The sequence below is a fragment of the Amycolatopsis arida genome, from assembly GCF_900115565.1.
Lineage (GTDB): Bacteria > Actinomycetota > Actinomycetes > Mycobacteriales > Pseudonocardiaceae > Yuhushiella > Yuhushiella arida.
Genome location: NZ_FOWW01000002.1, coordinates 693,809 through 709,146, shown reverse-complemented (window position 1 = coordinate 709,146; position 15,338 = coordinate 693,809). Strand labels below are relative to the sequence as shown.

16 protein-coding genes and 1 pseudogene are annotated in these 15,338 nt (G+C 72.1%); 6 read left to right on the top strand and 11 right to left on the bottom strand.

All coding sequences use genetic code 11. The features are described 5' to 3' along the window. Nucleotides 1-43 precede the first annotated feature (43 nt). Nucleotides 44-316 carry a DUF2530 domain-containing protein gene (locus BM051_RS08130; RefSeq protein WP_424923223.1) on the bottom strand — a complete coding sequence of 91 codons (273 nt, stop codon included), beginning with the start codon at nt 314-316 and terminating at the stop codon, nt 44-46. A gap of 50 nt (nt 317-366) precedes the next feature. Between BM051_RS08130 and BM051_RS08125 the strand changes: the two genes are divergently transcribed. Then, nucleotides 367-1,827 (top strand): NCS2 family permease, encoded by a 1,461-nt coding sequence (locus BM051_RS08125; RefSeq protein WP_092529381.1) that lies wholly within the window; start codon nt 367-369, stop codon nt 1,825-1,827. Nucleotides 1,828-1,879: 52 nt separating this feature from the next. Here the strand turns inward: BM051_RS08125 and BM051_RS08120 are convergent, their stop codons facing one another. Beyond that, nucleotides 1,880-2,737, bottom strand: a complete 858-nt coding sequence (locus tag BM051_RS08120) for a CU044_5270 family protein (protein WP_092529380.1) — start codon at nt 2,735-2,737, stop codon at nt 1,880-1,882. After that, nucleotides 2,730-3,323: an RNA polymerase sigma factor gene (locus BM051_RS08115; RefSeq protein WP_092529379.1), complete on the bottom strand. Its 594-nt coding sequence runs from the start codon at nt 3,321-3,323 to the stop codon at nt 2,730-2,732. The genes BM051_RS08120 and BM051_RS08115 overlap by 8 nt, the downstream gene beginning before the upstream one ends. 150 nt (nt 3,324-3,473) lie before the next feature. Here BM051_RS08115 and BM051_RS08110 point away from each other — a divergent pair, with 150 nt between their 5' ends. Further along, nucleotides 3,474-3,905: a MarR family winged helix-turn-helix transcriptional regulator gene (locus tag BM051_RS08110; protein ID WP_092529378.1), complete on the top strand. Its 432-nt coding sequence runs from the start codon at nt 3,474-3,476 to the stop codon at nt 3,903-3,905. A gap of 134 nt (nt 3,906-4,039) precedes the next feature. Continuing rightward, a complete protein-coding gene (locus BM051_RS08105) occupies nt 4,040-5,302 on the top strand; it encodes an MFS transporter (RefSeq protein ID WP_092529377.1) in 1,263 nt (420 codons plus the stop codon). 296 nt (nt 5,303-5,598) lie between these two features. On the opposite strand, the gene BM051_RS08100 is transcribed toward BM051_RS08105, so the two are convergent. The 6 genes from BM051_RS08100 to BM051_RS08075 form a co-directional block, all read right to left on the bottom strand. Further along, nucleotides 5,599-5,823 carry a hypothetical protein gene (locus BM051_RS08100; protein ID WP_092529376.1) on the bottom strand — a complete coding sequence of 75 codons (225 nt, stop codon included), beginning with the start codon at nt 5,821-5,823 and terminating at the stop codon, nt 5,599-5,601. Between the two features lie 456 nt (nt 5,824-6,279). Next, nucleotides 6,280-7,041 (bottom strand): arylamine N-acetyltransferase family protein, encoded by a 762-nt coding sequence (locus BM051_RS08095; RefSeq protein WP_092529375.1) that lies wholly within the window; start codon nt 7,039-7,041, stop codon nt 6,280-6,282. Between the two features lie 91 nt (nt 7,042-7,132). After that, a complete protein-coding gene (locus BM051_RS08090; RefSeq protein ID WP_092529374.1) occupies nt 7,133-7,756 on the bottom strand; it encodes a superoxide dismutase in 624 nt (207 codons plus the stop codon). A gap of 178 nt (nt 7,757-7,934) precedes the next feature. Continuing rightward, complete coding sequence (locus BM051_RS08085) at nt 7,935-8,633, bottom strand: biliverdin-producing heme oxygenase (RefSeq protein WP_092529373.1); 699 nt, start codon at nt 8,631-8,633, stop codon at nt 7,935-7,937. Between the two features lie 78 nt (nt 8,634-8,711). Next, nucleotides 8,712-9,314 (bottom strand): TetR/AcrR family transcriptional regulator, encoded by a 603-nt coding sequence (locus BM051_RS08080; RefSeq protein ID WP_092529372.1) that lies wholly within the window; start codon nt 9,312-9,314, stop codon nt 8,712-8,714. A 149-nt stretch (nt 9,315-9,463) separates the two neighbouring features. Beyond that, complete coding sequence (locus tag BM051_RS08075; RefSeq protein WP_092529371.1) at nt 9,464-10,963, bottom strand: glutamate-cysteine ligase family protein; 1,500 nt, start codon at nt 10,961-10,963, stop codon at nt 9,464-9,466. 189 nt (nt 10,964-11,152) lie between these two features. On the opposite strand from BM051_RS08075, the gene BM051_RS08070 reads away from it, so the two are divergent. From BM051_RS08070 to BM051_RS08060, 3 genes and pseudogenes are all read left to right on the top strand, one after another. Further along, on the top strand, nt 11,153-11,962 hold the full coding sequence (locus BM051_RS08070) for a TrmH family RNA methyltransferase (RefSeq protein ID WP_092529370.1): 810 nt from the start codon (nt 11,153-11,155) through the stop codon (nt 11,960-11,962). A 40-nt stretch (nt 11,963-12,002) separates the two neighbouring features. Then, nucleotides 12,003-12,560 (top strand): DUF2537 domain-containing protein, encoded by a 558-nt coding sequence (locus BM051_RS08065; RefSeq protein ID WP_092529369.1) that lies wholly within the window; start codon nt 12,003-12,005, stop codon nt 12,558-12,560. Nucleotides 12,561-12,613: 53 nt separating this feature from the next. Next, nucleotides 12,614-12,964, top strand: a pseudogene (locus tag BM051_RS08060) (MmcQ/YjbR family DNA-binding protein); the annotation flags it as partial. Between the two features lie 129 nt (nt 12,965-13,093). Here the strand turns inward: BM051_RS08060 and sepH are convergent. Both sepH and serC read right to left on the bottom strand, forming a co-directional pair. Beyond that, entirely contained in the window at nt 13,094-13,969 is an 876-nt protein-coding gene (sepH, locus tag BM051_RS08055) for a septation protein SepH (RefSeq protein ID WP_092529367.1), read from the bottom strand. Between the two features lie 234 nt (nt 13,970-14,203). Further along, a complete protein-coding gene (gene serC, locus BM051_RS08050; RefSeq protein ID WP_092529366.1) occupies nt 14,204-15,331 on the bottom strand; it encodes a phosphoserine transaminase in 1,128 nt (375 codons plus the stop codon). Nucleotides 15,332-15,338 lie beyond the last annotated feature (7 nt).

Genomic DNA, 15,338 nt, shown 5'->3' with positions numbered 1-15,338 from the left:
ATCAAGGTGGCCTTCATGGCAAGCAGTGGACCCTGGGGTGGGGCTACAGGCCGTCCTGGGCGCCGCGGGAGCCGCGCCGGGCGGCGGCGCCCTGCCAGGCCAGGACGCCCATCCCGATCACCCCGAGCGCTCCGCCGGCCAGTGCGGTCCACCGCCACACGCCGTCGACGCCGACGAGCAGCAGCACCACGAACGCGGCGAACCACACCGCGGTGCCGACGACCACCACCGGCCACATGTCGAGCAGCGACCTCGGCAGTGGCGGCGGGGGCCGCAGCCCGTCCGATCCGGACCCGTCGTTGCTCGGTTCGACCACGTCAGGGAGGCTACCCCCGGCCGAAGCGAGGAGCGAGAAGGCGGGTGACGATGGCGGAGCGGACCGGTGAGCGGAGCGGGATCGACCGGTACTTCCGGATCAGCGAGCGCGGGTCGAGCGTGTCCAGGGAGGTGCGCGGCGGGCTGGTCACGTTCGTGACCATGGCCTACATCGTCGTGCTCAACCCGCTGATCCTCGGCAGCTTCTCGGCCGACGACACCGGCGCCAAGCGGGACGCGCTGGGCGACATCCTCCCGGTCGGCCAGGTGGCCGCGGTCACCGCGCTGGTCGCCGGGGTGATGACCATCCTCATGGGAGTCGTCGCGAACTACCCGTTCGCGATGGCCGCCGGGCTGGGCATCAACGCGCTGGTGGCGGTGACCATCGCCCCGCAGATGACCTGGCCCGCGGCGATGGGCCTGGTGCTGGTCAACGGGATCGTGGTGCTGATCCTCGTGGTCACCGGGGTACGCACGATGGTGTTCAACGCGGTGCCACCCCAGCTCAAGGCGGCGATCGCGGTGGGCATCGGACTGTTCATCGCGCTGATCGGCCTCGTCGACGCCGGGTTCGTCCGGCGGGTGCCGGACGCGGCGAACACGACCGTGCCGGTCAGCCTCGGGATCAACGGCTCCATCGCCTCGTGGCCCACGGCGGTGTTCGTCGCCGGGCTGATCATCATGGCCGTACTGGTCGCGCGGAACGTCAAGGGCGCGATCCTCATCGGGGTGCTGGCCACCACGGTCCTGTCGATCGTGGTCGAGGCGATCGTCGGGGTCGGCCCCTCGCAGGGGGTGAACCCGCGCGGCTGGAACCTCGGTTACCCGGCGCTGCCCGACGACGTGGCCGACCTGCCCGACCTCTCGCTGCTCGGGCAGGTGTCGTTCGACGCGTGGACGCAGGTGCCGGCGATCACCGCGGCGCTGCTCGTGTTCACCCTGGTGCTCACCGACTTCTTCGACACCATCGGCACGATGACCGGACTGGGCAAGGAGGCCGGGCTGATCGGCAGGGACGGCCAGCTGCCGAACGTCGGCAGGACGCTGTTCGTCGACGGGGTCGGCGCGGTCGCCGGTGGGGCGGCCTCGGCCAGCTCCAACACGGTGTACATCGAGTCGGCGGCCGGGATCGCCGAGGGCGCGCGGACCGGGCTGGCGAACGTGGTCACCGGCCTGCTGTTCCTGGCGGCGATGTTCTTCACCCCGCTGTACGAGGTGGTGCCGGTGGAGGCCGCCGCGCCGGCGCTGGTGGTGGTCGGGGCGCTGATGATCCGGCAGATCACCGAGATCGACTTCGCCGACTTCTCGATCGCCCTTCCGGCGTTCCTGACCATCATCGTCATGCCGTTCACCTTCTCGATCGCCAACGGCATCGGCGTCGGCTTCATCAGCTACGTGCTGATTCGGCTGGCGACCGGGCGGGCCCGGCAGGTGCACCCGCTGATGTGGGCGGTCGCGGTGGCGTTCGTCGCGTACTTCGTGGTGGGCCCGCTGGAGTCACTGCTCGGCTGACACGTCGGTGGGGCGGGCGCCCCCGAGCACGCCCGCCCCACCCTGTCCGCACTCAGGGACGCTGGCCGACCTCGTCGACCAGGGCCAGCTCGACCAGGCTGGTCTCCGGCGAGCCGAGGTAGGCGTGCGTCTCCGGGTCGAAGATCAACTTCACGGCCGCCGGCTCACCGGCGTGGGCCCAGGCGACCCCGACCCCCGTGCGGCCCGCGGCGTCCCTGACGCCGTCCACCAGCTCGACGCCGTCCACCTTCGCCAGTGCCTCGAACACCGCGGCACGCGCCTCGGGGCTGGTCGCCGCCTCCTGGAGGACGACGTTCGCCTCCTTGGCGATCGCGTTGACGTCGTCCCGGCCCTCGGTGAGGTAGCGGTACATGGCGTCGGCGTCGGTGGGCAGGTCGGTGCGCACCGCCGGCTGCGGCTCGCATTCCTCGGTGCCGAGCACCTCGTCGCCCTTGACCATCTCCCGCCGCCCGTCCCGGCAGCCCGGCCATCGAATCTCCTCGCCGTCCCGGCGGATCAGGCCGTCCCGGGTGCCGTCGACCGACAGCCACTCCTCGGACACCGTCGTCGGGTACCGCTCCTTGATGAAGAGGAACTGGTCGGGTCGCGGGTCGACCGCGGGCAGGGTGCGGGCGGCGTCGGCGGCCTGGTGCAGCACCCGGACGGCCTCGGCGTGCGCGCTCGGTGCCGACCCGCCGAACGGGCTGATGATCGCCACGGCGGCCACCGCCGCGGCGGCGACGCCCGCGCCGACCAGGCCGAGCCGGGTGAACCGCCGGCGCGGGGCCAGCTCGTCGCGGGCCTCGGCGCTGGCCGCGGCGAGCAGCCGTTCCCGGGCCGGGGCGATCTCGGTGGGCTCGGGCAGCGGGGTGTCCTTGGTCAGCTCGCGAACCAGCTGCAGCTCATCCATGGTGGTGAACTCCTTCCCGGAGGGTGGTGGGGTGCGGGGTGTCGAGGGCCTGCCGGACCTTGCGGCGGGCGCGGTTGAGTCGGGAGCGGACGGTGCCGATCGGGATGTCCAGCGCCTCGGCGACCTCGTCGTAGGCGAGCCCCTCCCAGGCGATGAGCAGCAGGACGTCGCGGTCACCGTCGGCCAGCTCGGCCAGCGCGGTGCCGAGCAGCCGGCCCATCGCCTCGGCGGTGACCCGCGCGGCCACCCGGTCGGCGTGGCCGTCCTCGTGCCCGACGGCGGTCAGCGTGCCGAGCAGCGTGCCCTCGCGGGCCTCGGCCCGCCGGTGCCGGCTGACAAGGTTGGTGGCGATGCCGTAGAGCCACGGCCGGGCGTGCGGTCGGCGTGGGTCGTACTGCCGCCGCTTGGCGAACGCCGTGAGGAAGGTCTCCGCCAGCAGGTCGTCGGCGGTGTCCCGGCCCAGCCTGCGCACCAGGTAACGCTGGATGTGCGGGCCGTGCCGGTCGAAGAGGACGGCGAAACGGTCGGGATCGCGCAGCGACTGCGCGATCACCGCCGCGTCGTCGTCGGGTTCGGACGGGTTCATTGACCACCTTTCGACTGGGGTCGTACACCCTGTTGTCCGCGACTGGCGGGAATCGGGTTCACGCGGCTTCGTGGATCTTGACTCGAACCGAGCTCGAGCGGTGGTGAAGTTCACCCGCGAGGATGGCAGATCGTAAGTTATGCTAACGATGTGTCCGACTGTGCGCACGAGCGATCGCTGGCGAGCCGGTTGCGGCTCGCCGTGGTGCGGCTCAACCGCCGGTTGCGGGCACAGCGCACCAGCTCGGACGTCTCGTTGACGCAGATCTCGGCGATGTCCACATTGCACAAATGTGGGGCGATGACGCCGGGGCAGCTCGCTGCGAAGGAGGGCGTGCAGCCGCCGTCGATGACGCGGGTGATCGCCGCGCTCGAGGAGCTGGGGTACGTGGAGCGGCGGCCGCATCCCACCGACGGCCGGCAGGCCATCGTGGAGCTGTCCGGGCGGGGGCTGGACTACATCCACGCCACGATCTCCGCGCGCGAGGCGTGGTTGGACAAGCGGTTGGCGGAGCTGACCGACGACGAGCGCGCGGTGCTCTCCCGCGCCGCGGAGATCATCGACCGGATGGCGGAGAGCTGACGAGGAGGCGGTAACGGGGGATGCCGACGAAACCGGGCAGCGACGCGAGAGGGACACCACGACCGACCGCAACCCGGACACCGGCACCCCCGGCCGAGCCTGCCCGCGACACCGGTGCGACGACCCGGCGCGGCATGTTCTCCTCGCTGCGGGTGCGCAACTACCGGCTGTTCTTCTCCGGCCAGGTCGTCTCGAACATCGGCACCTGGATGCAGCGGATCGCCCAGGACTGGCTGGTGTTCACGCTCAGCGGCTACGACCCGGTGGCACTCGGCGTCGCGGTGGCGTTGCAGTTCACCCCGACCCTGCTGCTGTCGCTGTGGGCGGGGGTGCTCGCCGACCGGGTGGACAAGCGGCGGCTGCTGATCGCCATCCAGAGCGGGGTGGCCGGGCAGGCGGTGGTGCTGGGGCTGCTCGACGTCACCGGCGTGGTCACCCTGTGGCACGTCTACCTGCTGTGCTTCGCGCTCGGCTGTCTGTCCGCGTTGGAGGTGCCCACGCGACAGTCGTTCGTGGCGGAGATGGTCGGCAGGGACCAGGTGGCCAACGCGGTCGCGCTCAACTCGTCGATCTTCAACATGGCGCGCATCGTCGGGCCGGCGGTGGCCGGGTTCGTGATCACCTGGGTGGGCACCGGCTGGCTGTTCCTGGCCAACGCGGCGAGCACGGTGGCGGTGCTGGTCGGGCTCGCGCTGATGGACCCGGAGCGGTTGTTCCGGGCGCCCGCGGTGGGACGGGCCAAGGGGCAGCTGCGCGAGGGACTGCGGTACGTGCGGTGCCGAGCGGACCTGTCGGTGCTGATGGTGCTGGTCTTCTTCGTGAGCACGTTCGGGATCACGTTCTTCACGTCGCTGGCGATCGTGGCCGGGAACGTGTTCGGCACCAGGGCGGACGGGTACGGGTTGCTGTCCACGATGCTCGCGGTGGGAACGTTCACCGGCGCGTTGATGGCGGCGCGGCGAGGGTCGCGCGGGCGGCCGCGGCTGCGGGTGTTGCTGGTGTCCGGGTTCGGGCTCGGCGCGCTCGAGTTCGTGACCGCGTTCATGCCGACCTACCTGGCGTTCGGGATCGCGCTGGTGCCGCTGGGGTTCGCCACGATCACGTTCCTGAACACGGCCAACGCGCTGGTGCAGACCGCGGTGAGCCCGGAGATGCGGGGCAGGGTGATGGGGCTGTACGTGCTGGTGCTGATCGGTGGCAACCCGATCGGCGGGCCGATGACCGGGTGGATGGCCGACCTGTTCGGCGGCCGGTCGCCGTTCTACATCGGGGGTGCGCTCTCGGCGCTGGCCGTGGTGGTGTGCGCGGTGGTCCTGGCCCGGCGAGGTGGTGTTCGGCTGGCCCGGCGGCCGCGCGGCCAGCTCCGCGTCCTGCGGGCCCCTAGCTCAGAAGGGTGAGGCGGCCTTGCGCTCCAACTGAGGTTAGGCTAACTTAATACCTGTCCGCTTCGTGGTGGGAGCGGCAGTCAGTTCGGGAACGGACGGGGCCCCGCATCGGCAACCGATGCGGGGCCCCGTTCACTTGATGGCACCGAGGGCTGTCGGGGCTCGATCAGATGCGGATGCCCGCCCACCGGGCGAAGCCGGCGAGGGTGCCGTCCCGGTGGCGGTCCTGCTCCGCGAGCGTCACCACGGTCTCGCGCACCTGGGGGTGGTAGCGGGTCTGCAGCGGCGACGTGGGCCTCGGCGAGGAGTCAGAACACCCGCTCCCGGTCGTGGCCGGTCTGGTGGTGGGTGGCCGCGCGCAGCTCGGCGAGCAGGCCGGGCAGCTCGGCACCGAGGGTGTCCAGCGTCGCCGAGTGCCGTAACCGCGAGGCTCGCGCCACGGCGGCGGTCAACTCGGGCACCGGGCGCGGCGGTGCGCCCTCGACGGGTGGCAGCCGGTAGGCCGCGAACTCGCGCCGCAGCGCGGGAACCACGGTGTGCGAGCGGCACGCACGTGACCGCCGATCCCGACGCGTTCCTCGTCCATGCTCATCACGACGCGGGTCGGCCGTCGGTTTCGAAAGACGCCCGCCTCGTCCAGTTCCCTTCCCGTACTGTCACCGGCTGCACTGTCACCGGCTGCACTGTCACCGGGCTGGACTGTCACCGGGCTGGACTGTCACCGGGTTGGAGCAGAGCGGCCCGGGCAGAGCCCACCCTCCCAGGGGGCCACCACCAACCCGGGGATCGTCCCCCGATTTCCAGCGTATCCCGAGGGTGGGCCTCCGGAAGGGGATGCGGAAATCTGTGGACAACTCGCCGGGGCAGGCGCGACCGACAGGGCACCTGGGTCTCAACTTCACCCGGACGAGGTGGCACCACTCGCACCCGCCGTCCTGGTTCGGTCGGCTGAACCCGGGGAATCTCGACGGCCGGCTCCCAGCCCGCGCTCAGGCCCGAGGTCGGAGCTCGGGGACACGGTCCAGTTCGATGCCGAAGTGCTTCCGGTACGCCGGCAGGATCTCGTCCGGGGACAGGGTGCGCTCGGTGCGCGCGTCGCCGGTGGTCTCGATCAGCCGGTCTCCCGACAGCGTCACCCGGCCGCCGGGCACCGGCAGCGAGCACGTGAGGCGCCGCGTGAAGTGCGACTCCGGCGACGTCGCGTGGTACCAGCACGTCGGCCGGAAGTCCGCCAGCTCCCGCGGCCGCGCCTCCAGCAGGCACACCGGTCGCCCGTCGCGGCGCACCTCCAGGTCCCCGCCCGGCGCGTCCAGCACCAGGAACTCACCCTCCGGGTCGTGCTGCGACTCGACGGCCGTCATCCGCAACGGGTACCGCGCGTGCCGGCCGAACCCGACGTCCACCAGCCACGGCTCCGCCAGGTCCACCCGCAACGCCAGGTGGTCGAAGGGCGGCCCCCACCCCTCGTCGCCGTACGCCCGTGCGGCGAGCAGCGTCACCCGGAACCCCAGCGCCCGCAGCAGCTCCGCGAACGCGCCGTTCAGCTCGTAGCAGAAGCCGCCCCGGCGCCGGCGCACGATCTTGTCCACCAGCGCCTCTGACTCCAGCACGATCGGCTCGCCGAGGTGGATGCTCAGGTTCTCGAACGGCACCGACTCCAGGTGCCGGGCGTGCAGCTCGCGCAGCGCCGCCGCGTCGGGCGCCGCGGGTCGGGTCGCGCCGATGCGCGCGAGGTAGGCGTCCACGTCCATCCCCCGACCATGCCACCTCCAGCGAACTGGAGGTCAACACGAAAAATCGGGGCCTCCCGCGGTGGGAGGCCCCGATCGACGGCACGAGGAGTCAGGACAGCAGCAGGCCGTTGCCGCCCGACCGGGCGTTGTCGAAGCGCTTGGCGACCTCGTCCCAGTTGAAGACGTTCCACAGCGCCTTGACGTAGTCCGCCTTGACGTTCTTGTAGTCCAGGTAGAACGCGTGCTCCCAGACGTCCACCAGCAGGATCGGGGTGGTCGGCAGGATCAGGTTGTTGTGGTGGTCGCGCAGCTGCTGGGTGATCAGCGTCCTGCCGATCGGGTCCCAGGACAGCGCCGCCCAGCCGTTGCCCTGGATGGTCGTCGCGACCGCGGTGAACTGCGCCTTGAACTTGTCGAAGGAGCCGAACGCCTCGTCGATCGCGGCCGCCAGCTCACCGGTCGGCTTGTCCCCGCCGTTGGGCGAGAGGATCTTCCACCAGACCACGTGGTTGGCGTGCCCGGCCAGGTTGAAGGCCAGCGTGGTCTCCAGGCCGACGATGCTGCCGAAGTCGTTCGCGTCACGCGCGGCGGCGAGCTTCTCCAGCGTGTCGTTCGCGCCCTTCACGTAGGTCGCGTGGTGCTTGCTGTGGTGCAGCTCGTTGATCTCCCCCGAAATGTGCGGGGCGAGCGCGCCGTAGTCGTAGTCGAGATCCGGAAGCTCGTAGCGGGCCATCAGCCTTCCCTCTTTTTCGACGCAAGTCTTGCGGGACCAAACTTAGTCGCACCGGCACACCCGGGCGAACCCGGGAGAGATTTCGCCGAGCCGAAAAACCGAATGAGGTCTTCCGTAAGTCCGGCGAGGATCGGCCCGGTGTCACATGATCATCCTGCAAGTTGGAGCTTGGTCGAAGTCAACGCGGTGTAAGCCGCCCCACACCCGATCGGCCGTCCAGTGTGGCCGCGAGGTCGGCGAGCACCGCGATGTTCAGCTCGAACGCCAGCAGCACCTCGGCCACGATCCGCACCCGCTCGGCGGCGTCCCAGTCGGCGTTGTCCAGTCGCGACCGGTAGCGCCTGCGGAACGCGGACGGGCTGCCGAGCGCGCCGAAGTCGTAGAACAGGGCACCCGGTCCGGTGATGCCGTACGTGCGGGCGAGCAGCGACCGGACGACCTGGCCACCGGCGAGGTCGCCGAGATAGCGCGTGTAGTGGTGCGCCACGTACCCGCCGGGCCAGTCGAACGCCGCGGCCTGGATCCGCCGCACGTACTCCTCGGTGGCCGGCACCGGGCGCAGCTCGGCCCGCCAGTCGGGGCCGAGCAGGAACTCCAGGTCGCGGGTGAGCGCGGGCAGCCGGCGCAGCTCGTCGATGACGAACGGCCCGCCGACCGGGTCGTCGACCATCGCGTCGCTGGCCCGCTCAATCGCCTCGTAGATGAAGTAGTACTGGGTGGCCAGCCGGGCGTACTCGGCGAGGGTGAGCGACCCGGCGAGCAGGGCCTCCATGTACGCCGAGTGGTGGGCCCGGTCGTGCGCCTCGCGGGTCGACTCCCGCAACGCCTGGGAGAACGGGACCTGGTCGAGTGCCGGGTTCGTCGTGGGTGCCGCCATTGCGCCGCCTCCCTGACCTGCCGTGGATATGACAGCCTGTCAGAAAGAGCGTAGGCCAGATCCTTGAGTAAGGCTACCCTAATTCGAGGATTTCACCCCGACGGCGCGGAGCACGAACCGCACCGCGGCCTCCACCACCTGGTCGAGCCGGTCGGGTGGCACGTCGACGACCTGCCGGACGGCCAACGCCGCGGTGATCATCGGTACCAGGACGTCCGGGTCCTCCGGCTCGATCCGCCCTGCCCTGATGGCGGCGACGACGATCTCCCGTAGCTGCTCGGCGATCGGGTCGCCGTGCGCGGCCACCCGCTGGTAGGCGGCCGGCGCGAGCGTGCCGGCCAGCGCGCCGCCGGGGGGCAGGTGGTGCTCGGCGAGCGCGCGCAGCTGCAGCCGGACGAACGTCGCCAGCCGTTCCACCGGGTCGCCGACCGCCGCCACCGCCTCCCGCAGCCGCCGCACGTACCGGTCGGCCTCCTCCTCCACGAACGCCACCAGCAGGTGTTCCTTGTCGGTGAAGTGGTTGTAGATCGCGGTGCGGCCCACCCCCGCCTCGGCCGCCACGCCGGCCAGTGTCACCGCGTCGAACCCGCGCTCGTAGAGCTGGCGCCGCAGCGCGGCGAACACCCGCGCGCGCACCTCCTCCCGGTGTCCGGCCAGCGAGCCGCCGATGATCTTCGGCATGTGCGCACCCCTCGCGAGATCTACGTCCGAGACCACGAAATCTACGCTCGAGACGACGAGATCCACGTTCGGGATGTCGAGCGCGTCCCCGGAGGGGCCGGCAGGGCACGCCGAGCGTGGAACTCGCGGTACCGAACGTCGATCTCGCGTCAGTCGAGTGGCCAGGTGTGGACCGGGTCGCCGGTGCGGGACAGCTCGAGGTAGCGGGCGAGCATCCGGGTGAGCGCGGCCTCCCGGTCGGCGCCGCGGTCCTCCTCCGCGGCCACCACCTCGCGCTGCCAGGCCGCGCCGGTGCGCTTGGTGAGGCAGCGCTGCTCGATGACCCCGAGGTAGCGCTCGCGCGCCGCGTCGGACACATCGGACTGCCGGAGTCCCTCGTGGGCGAGCGGCAGCAGCACCCGCAGCACCAGCTCGTCCGGCGGGATCCAGCCGATGCCCGGCCAGTAGAGCTGCGCGTCGAACCCGTTGCGCGCGCCGGCGTAGAGGTTCTCCTCGGCCGCCTGGAACGACATCTGTGTCCACAACGGACGTTCGGCATCGGCCAGCGCGCGCTGCGCGCCGTAGAAGAACGCCGCGTTGGCCATGATGTCCACCACGGTCGGGCCGGCCGGCAGCACCCGGTTCTCCACCCGCAGGTGCGGCTGGTCGTCCACCACGTCGTACACCGGCCGGTTCCACCGCCACACCGTGCCGTTGTGCAGCCGCAGCTCGGTGAGCTTCGGCGCCTTGCCGGCGTCCAGCGCCTCGATCGGGTCCTCCGAGTCGGTCTCCGGCAGCAGCCCGGGGAAGTACCGGACGTTCTCCTCGAACAGGTCGAAGATCGAGGTGATCCACCGCTCGCCGAACCACACCCGTGGCCGCACCCCCTGGTTCTTCAGCTCCTCGGGCCGGGTGTCGGTGGCCTGCAGGAACAGCGGGATGCGGGTCTCGTGCCACAGCGCCCTGCGCAGCAGGAACGGCGAGTTCGCGCCCAGCGCCACCTGCACGCCGGCCAGGCACTGCGCGGCGTTCCAGTGTGGGGCGAACTCCTCGGGCGCCACCTGCAGGTGCAGCTGCACGGAGGTGCACGCCGCCTCCGGCAGGATCGACTCGGCGAGCGCGCGCAACCGCTCGGGCTTGCGCCCCGGCAGTGCCGTGCCCTCCATGGACAGCACGGTCTGCTCGCCGCGGGCGGCGAAGATCTGGTCGTTGAGCAGGGAGTAGCGGGCGCTGTTGGTCAGCCACTTCTGGTCGAAGTGGTCCTCGGTGAGCGTCGGCAGGATGCCGATCATCGCCAGCGTCGAACCGGTCTCCCGCGCCTTGGCGCCGGCCTCGTCCAGGTAACGGTGCAGCTCCCGTTCCAGCTCGAGCGCGGAGTCGCCGTCCAGCGGCCGGGGTGGCACGTTCAGTTCGATGTTGTGCTGGCTGAGCTCGGTGGTGAACGACGGGTTGTCCAGCGCCTCCAGCACGATCGCGTTGGTCATCGACGGGCGCATCGACGTGTCGACGAGGTTCAGCTCCAGCTCGAGGCCGATGTGCTTGCGCGGGAAGGAGAAGCTGCCATCGGCCAGCATCCTGGCCAGCGTGTCCAGGCAGCGCTGCACCTTGCGGCGGTACCGGCCTCGGTCCCGCGGCTCGATCGGATCCGACGACGACACGTCTTTGCCCACGGCGCATCCCCGCTTCTCGTCGGCCTCGGCTCACCGGAGGGCCTTGGCGCTGCGTTGCCCGGCGGACAACGGTTACACAGTGATGCCCATGGGGCTAGCGGCCAAACTGGTGCTCTGTGTCACTCGCACCTAACTCTGAGCAATGCCGACCCGTGTGGCGGCGGGCAGGGCGGGTGGCAGACTCGTCGCGTGGCCGAGCTGATCTTCACCGACGACGCCGGCGACCCGCGGCTGACCGACTTTCGCGACCTGACCACGGCCGACCGCCGGCCCGATCGGCCGGGCGGGCGGGGACTGGTGATCGCCGAGGGCACCGTGGTGGTGCGCCGGCTGCTGGCCTCGCGCTACCCGGTCCGGGCGGTGCTGGGCGTGCGGCGGCGCATCGACGAGCTCGCCGCCGACCTGGCCGACATGGCGGTGCCCGCCTACGTCACCTCGGCCGACACGATGGCGCGGGTCGTGGGCTTCCACCTCAACCGGGGCGTGCTGGCGGTGGCCGGCCGGCCGGAACCGCTCACCGCCGACCAGGTGGCCGCGGGCGCGCGGGTGCTCGCCGTGCTCGAAGGCGTCGGCGACCACGAGAACCTCGGCGCGCTGTTCCGCAACGCCGCCGCGCTCGGTGTGGGCGGGGTGCTGCTCGGGCCCGGCTGCTCCGACCCGCTCTACCGGCGCAGCGTGCGGGTCTCGATGGGCAACGTGCTGCGGGTGCCGTTCGCGCCGGTGCGCGAGTGGCCGGGCGGGCTCGACCGGTTGCGCGCGGACGGCGTCCGGCTCGCCGCGCTCACCCCGCGGCCGGACGCGCTGGACCTGCGCGCGTTCCGGCGGTCCGCACCGGACCGGGTGGCATTGCTGCTCGGCGCGGAGGGCCCCGGGCTGTCCCCGGCGGCGCTGGCCGCCGCCGATGTCGCGGTGCGGATCCCGATGGCCGCGGGCGTGGACTCGCTCAACGTCGCGACCGCGGCGGCGATCGCGTTCCACGAGCTGACCGGGCGTGGGTAAGTTGTCCGGAAAGGTAGGTCGAAGGGCGGGAGCCGGCGCGGTGGAGCTGCGGGTGCAGGGCGAGCGGGCGGTGCTGTCCGGCGCGGTCCGGTCCACCGGCCGCCGGCTCGACCGGGAGCTGGTTGAGGCGCTGCACGAGTGGGCGCGGGTCGCCGCCGCGGTGCGCAGGTCCGGCGCGGGACCGGACGTCGAGGCCGCCGCGGTGGTGTCCCGGCGTGGCCGGCAGCTGGCCGCTCGGGTCGCCACGGCACTGGGCCAGCCGGTGCGCTACCGGGACCCGGTGACCGATCGGCCCTCCACGGTGCCGCCGGCCGCCGGCGGCACCGCGGGCTCGCCGGAGCCGACGCCGTGGGCCACCGGGCTGGTCGTCGCGGGGTTCGCCGGCGTCGTGGTCGTGGTGGCCGTGCTCGCGCTGGCGCACACCCTGGCCGCCTCGACCAGCGGGTGGGTGGCGATCGTCGCGACCGCGGTGGTCACCGCGGGCATGGCGCCGTCGCTGTGGTTGGCGCGCGGGCTGCCGGTGGTGCGCTGGATCGTGCTCGGCGCGACCGCCGGGGTCGCGCTGTCGTGGATCGGGGTGCTCACCATCGCCTGGTGAGCGGGATCGGTCGCGTACCCCGGAACTGTCGGACCCCGCGGGACAATGCCGGCATGGCCGAGGACCCACTGGAGGCGCTGCGGCGCGTCTGCCTGGCGCTGCCCGAGACGACGGAGCGGATCAGCCACGGCGAGCCGACGTGGTTCGTCCGCGGCAAGAAGACGTTCGTGATGTACGCCGACCACCATCACGACGACCGGCTGGGCTTCTGGTGCGCCGCACCGCCGGGGGTGCAGGAGGAGATGGTGGCCGAGGACCCGGAGCGGTTCTTCCGCCCGCCCTATGTGGGGTACCGAGGGTGGCTGGGGGTGCGGCTCGACGTGGACGTCGACTGGACCGAGGTCGCCGAGATCATCACCGACGCCTACCGGCAGGTCGCGCCGAAGCGCCTGGTCGCGCAGCTAAAGAGCGCCCATCCGGACAGTGCCCATCCGGAGAGCGTCCACCCGGACAGCGCGCCACCGGACGCTCGGCGGGGTGGTCGGGCGGGGGAGGCGCGGTGACCGGTGTGGGGTGCCGGCCGAGCCGGCGGGTCAGCCGCGCTGGGAGCGCACCCCGAGCAGGACGTCCTCCCACGCGGGCACCACCGGGTGACCCTTCCTGCCCTTCACCGGACGGCCTGGCTGCTCCGGCGCCGTGCCGCGGTCCTCGCTCGGCACCTTCGGGAACTCGGTGGTGTCGTCCTCGGCGGGTTCCCGCAGCGGCGCCTCGATCACCGTCCCGTCGCCGTCGGGTTCGGCGCCCTCCTCCAGCGTGGGCTGCGCCGAGGCCGGGGCTCCAGTGGCCCCTCCAGTGGCCCCTCCGATGGCCCGCAGTGTCCGCGGGCGCTGGGCGTGCGGGTCGAGCAGCGCCTCGGCGTGCTCGTCCAGCGGAGTCACGGTGCCGCCATGCGCACCGGGGGAGAAGCACCAGTGCGCGCGCAGGTCCGACCGGCCGGCGCGCCAGCGCAGCGCGACCACCCACCGGCCGTCGTCGCCGCGCCAGGCGTCCCACTCGGCCTGCGAGTAGTCCTGGCCACGCACGCCGAACGCGTAGGCGACGACCTCGCCGAGGGTCTGCACGTCGGGGCCGTCCTCGCGCACCGGGTGCGCCTGCTGGGCCAGCTCCGCGGTACGGGACCGTTCGAGCAGCACGGGGTAGGCGAACCGCTCGACGCGGGGCATCGGCACCCCGGACGACGTGGCGACCTGCTCGACGGACTCCCCCGCCCGGATGCGGGCCTGGATCTCGCGTGGGCGCATCTGGCTCTCCAGCTCGATTTCGATCTGGCCGAGGCGAGTCACGTCACCGCGGGCGGCCGCGCGCAAACGCTCGTCGGCGGGCAGGAGGAACCGCTCGCGGCGCGCCGGGTCTTCGCACACGATGGACTTGCCGTCCTCGTGCAGCCCGACCACCCGTAGCGTCCGCATGCCCGTCCTCCCGGTTACTTCACCTTTGTGGGTGTCTACGTTAGGACGGCGCGTCGCCTTGACGTCCGAGGCGCGCCGAGCCTTCACCCATCCGATGTGATCATGACGGACGGGGCGGGGAACACGCACGCCGACACGGCGGACGTCGCCCGGTCGGGCGGCGCGCCCGGCGGCACCGCCGGGTGTGCCGTCGCTGGGTGTGCCGTCGCTGGGAGTGGCGTTGCCGGGGTGGACTCAGCCCAGCCGCTCGACGGCCCACTCCACGCAGCGGGTCAGCGCGGTCACGTCGTCCGGGTCGATCGCCGGGAACAGGCCCACCCGCAGCTGGTTGCGGCCGAGCTTGCGGTAGGGCTCCACGTCGACGATCCCGTTCGCGCGCAGCACCTTCGCCACCGCGGCGGCGTCCACCTCCTCGGCGAAGTCGACCGTGCCGACCACCTGGGAGCGCAGCTCGGGGTCGCGGACGAACGGGGTGGTGTAGCTCGTCTTCTCCGCCCACTCGTACAGCCGGGCCGAGCTCTCCGCGGTCCGCCGGGTGGCCCAGTCCAGGCCGCCGTTGCCGAGCATCCACTCGATCTGGTCGGCCAGCAGGAACAGCGTCGCCACCGCGGGCGTGTTGTAGGTCTGGTTCTTGCGCGAGTTGTCCAGCGCGGTGCTCAGCGACAGGAACTCCGGCACCCAGCGGTCGGACGCACCGATCTCGGTGACCCGGTCGAGCGCCGCGGGCGACATCAGCGCCAGCCACAGCCCGCCGTCGGAGGCGAACGACTTCTGCGGCGCGAAGTAGTACACGTCGAAGTCCTCGGCGCGCACCGGGAGACCGCCGGCGCCGGACGTGGCGTCGATGGCCACCAGCGCGCCCTCGCTGCCGGCCGGCCGGCGCACCGGAACGGCCACCCCGGTCGACGTCTCGTTGTGCGCCCACCCCACCAGGTCGGCGTCCCGCTGGTAGGTGATCTCCGGCGCGCTGCCCGGCTCGGCCTTCACCACGATGGGGTCGGCGAGGAACGGCGCGCCGGCGGTCACCGCGGCGAACTTCGCGGAGAACTCCCCGTAGGTGAAGTGCTGGGCCCGCTCCCGGACCAGGCCGAACGCCGCCGCGTCCCAGAACGCCGTCGTGCCACCGTTGCCCAGCACGACCTCGTAGCCGTCGGGCAGGGAGAACAGCGCGCCCAGCCCCTCGCGCACCCGGCCGACCAGGGACCTCACCGGCTGCTGCCGGTGAGAGGTGCCCATCAGCGCGGCACCGTCCTTCGCCAGGTTCGCGATCTGCTCGGGGCGGACCTTCGACGGTCCGCAGCCGAACCGCCCGTCGGCGGGCTTGAGCTCGGCGGGGATGGTCAACTCAGCGGCGTCGGTCATGGGGCGC